The organism is Kitasatospora sp. LaBMicrA B282 (assembly GCF_050325825.1).
Taxonomy (GTDB): domain Bacteria; phylum Actinomycetota; class Actinomycetes; order Streptomycetales; family Streptomycetaceae; genus Kitasatospora.
This window is the reverse complement of the sequence record NZ_JBNQTI010000248.1, coordinates 1-3,270: the sequence shown is the minus strand read 5'-3', so window position 1 is coordinate 3,270 and position 3,270 is coordinate 1. Positions and strand designations below refer to the sequence as shown.

General features: G+C 78.2%; 1 protein-coding gene. It reads left to right on the top strand.

Going from position 1 to position 3,270, the window contains the following annotated elements; all coding sequences use genetic code 11:
• Nucleotides 1-219 precede the first annotated feature (219 nt).
• A partial coding sequence (gene tmk, locus ACQRUO_RS36860) for a dTMP kinase (protein WP_428320541.1) occupies nucleotides 220-3,270 on the top strand: 3,051 nt, incomplete at its 3' end.

The following is a 3,270-nucleotide window of genomic DNA, read 5'->3' as shown; positions in this document are numbered from 1 at the left end:
CCCCTTCCCCCCCCCCCCCCCCCCCCCCCCCCCTCTTTCTCCCCCCCCCCCCCCCCCCCCCCCCCCCCCTCCCCCCCCCCCCCGGGGCCGTTCCGCGCGGCGGCACGCCCGCCGGCCCGGGCGACGGGCGTGGTGGACTGCGTCACAACCTCGTCATGGCCGGGCGTCCGGAGCGCGATGAGCCCTTTCCGGCCATGCCCCGCCCGCTACGCTGACCGTATGACGAGCGAGCAGCAGCCAACCCCCACCGCCGAGGCCGCCGCGACCCCGCCCGACCTCCCGGAGGTGCCGCCGGCCGGAACCGCCACCGAGCGCGCCCGGGCACTGCTGCGGCTGCGCCCCTACCGGCGGCTCTGGGTCACCCAGCTGATCGGCGGCACCGCCGACCGGCTCTCCTTCCTGGTGCTGGTCGCGCTGACCGTCGCCGCCGCGGACCGGGCCGACCAGTTCGGCGGCGGTTACCGCGGCCTCGCCTTCGCGCTGGCCCTGGTCTTCGCGGTCCGGCTGGTCGCCGCCGCGCTGACCGGTGTGCTGCTGCTGGCCCCGCTGCACCGGTTGCTCGCCGGCAGCCTGGACCGGCGCTGGACCCTGTTCGGCGCCGACGTGCTGCGCGCGGTGCTGGTCGCCGTGGCGCCGTGGTGGATCGTCTGGGTCTCCGGCGGTGGCGCCGGCTACGCGCTGCTCGCCACCGTCTTCGTCACCGGTGCCGCCGAGCGGGTCTGGTCGGTGGCCAAGGGCGCCACCACCCCGACCCTGCTGCCGCCGGTCAACCCGTACGCGCCGCCCGCCGAGCAGCGCCCCTCGGCCGGCAACCTGGACACCCTGCGCACCCTGGACATGCGCACCGGCTGGGCCACCGTGCCGCTCGCCGCGCTCGCCCTGGTCGGCTTCACGCTGGTCAACAACCTGGCCGCGGCGCTCGGCTCGCACTGGCTGCGGGGTCACCAGGTCACCGTCGCGATGCTCGGCGCGGCCCTGCTGTTCGCCGCCTCGGCCGCCCTGATCTACCCGCAGGAGCTGCCCGCCCGTCCGGCCGGCAGCCCGCCGGCCTCCCCGCTGCGCGGCCTGCGCGCCCCCACCGACGCCACCCCCGGCCCGGCACTGGGCAAGGGCCGCACCGGCTCCGCCCCCTACTTCACCTTCGCCGTCGCCGCGGGTTACGCCGCGCTGGCCGGCACCGCGGCGCTCGCGCTGCTCACCGCCGCCGAGCACGGCGCCGGCCCGATCGGCTACGGCCTGCTGGTACTGGCCGCCACCGGGCTGCCCTGGCTCGGGCTGCGGCTCACCCGGGTGACGCTGCCCGCGCTCTCCCGGCGCCGGCTGCTCGCGGTCGCGCTGCTGGGGCTGGGCGCCGCGCTGATCCTGGCCGGGCTGGTCTTCGACTTCGTGCTGGTCCTGCTGCTCACCGCGCTGGCCGGGACGACCGCCGGGATCGTGATCGGCGTCGGCCGGGCGCTGCTCGCCCAGGAGGTGGAGGAGGCCCGGCTGCCCCGGGTGGTCGAGCACCTCTACGCGGTGCTGCGCATGGTGGTCGGTGGCGCGCTGGTCGCGATGCCGCTGCTCGCGGCTGGCTACGGCGAGATCGACTACGGCAACCGGGGGCCCGGCAGCTTCACCTTCATCCACGGCGGCGCGGCGCTCGCCGTGGCCACCGCGGGCGTGCTGACCCTGGCACTGGCCGGCGTGGTGCTGCTGAAGACCGACGACCAGCGCGGCACCGTGCCGTTCGGCCGCGAGCTGCTGGAGGCGCTCGGCGGCAGCCGCGACGTCCCCGAGCACCGGGCCAGCGGCACCGGATTCTTCATCGCGCTGGAGGGCGGCGACGGGGCCGGCAAGTCCACCCAGGCCCAGGCACTGGCCGAGTGGATCCGCAGCAAGGGCCACGAGGTGCTGCTCACCCGCGAGCCGGGCGGCAGCCCGGTCGGGCAACGGCTGCGCGGCCTGGTGCTGGACGTCGGCAACACCGGCCTGTCGCACCGCGCCGAGGCGCTGATCTACGCGGCCGACCGGGCCGAGCATGTGGAGAACGTGATCCGGCCCGCGCTGGCCCGCGGCGCCGTGGTGATCACCGACCGCTACATGGACTCCTCGATCGCCTACCAGGGCGCCGGCCGCGACCTGGCCGCCACCGAGGTGGCCCGGATCTCGCGCTGGGCCACCGGCGGGCTGGTGCCGGACCTGACCGTGGTGCTGGACGTGGACCCGACCAGGGCCCGCGAGCGGTTCACCGAGGCGCTGGACCGGCTGGAGTCCGAGCCGACCGAGTTCCACGCCCGGGTCCGGGCCGGCTTCCTGGCGCTGGCGGCCGCCGACCCGGTGCGCTACCTGGTGGTCGACGGCAGCGCGGCCCCGGCCGAGGTGACCACCGCGATCCGCCACCGGCTCGACCGCGAGCTGCCGCTCTCCGAGCAGGAGAAGGCGGCCCGCCGCGAGCAGGAGCGCCTCGCCAAGGAGGAGGCCGAGCGCAAGGCCGCCGAGGAGGCCCGCAGGAAGGCCGCGGAGGAGGCCGCCGAGCGCAAGCGCCAGGAGCTGCTGGAGCAGCTGCGCGCCGAGCAGGCCGAGAAGGAGCGCCTCGCCAAGGAGGAGGCCGAGCGGAAGGCGGCCGAGGAGGCCCGCAAGGCCGCCGAGGAAGCCCGGCAGAAGGCCGAGGAGGAGGCTGCGCGCCGAGCGGCCGAGGAGGCCGCCCGGCAGGCCGAGCAGGAGGCCCGGCTGGCGGCCGAGGCCGCCGAACAGGCCCGCCGCGAGGCGGAGGCCGCCCGGCAGACCGAGCTCCAGCGCCAGCGTGAGGCGCAGCGCGCCGAGCAGCGGCGGCGGGCCGAGGAGGCACTGCAGCGGGCCGAGGCGGCCCGGCTGGCGGAGGCCGCCGCGGCGGCGGCCCGGGCGGCGAACGACGCGGAGGACGTGACCGCCGAGCTGCCGGTGGTCGGACTGGAGAAGCCGGCCCCGGGGACGGGCGGCGACGGCTCGGGCGGTGCCGGGGGGTCGGCGGGCGGTGCCGGGGGTGCCGCGCCGAGTGCCTCGGCCGGCTCCGAGGACCTGACCGAGGAGATCTCCGAGCAGGACCGGCGGGCCGCGGTGGCCGCCGCCGATGCGACTGGGCACCGTCCCGAGCGGCGGAGCACCGGGGCCACCCCGGAGCAGCGGGCCGAGCCGGCGCTGGAGCGGACCGCGGTGCTGCCCAAGGTCGCGCGCGGCGGGGCTGTCGCGGCGGGCGGTGCGGTTGCGGGCGGCGGTGCGGTTGCGGGCGGCGGCGCGGCGGCCAAGCCGGGC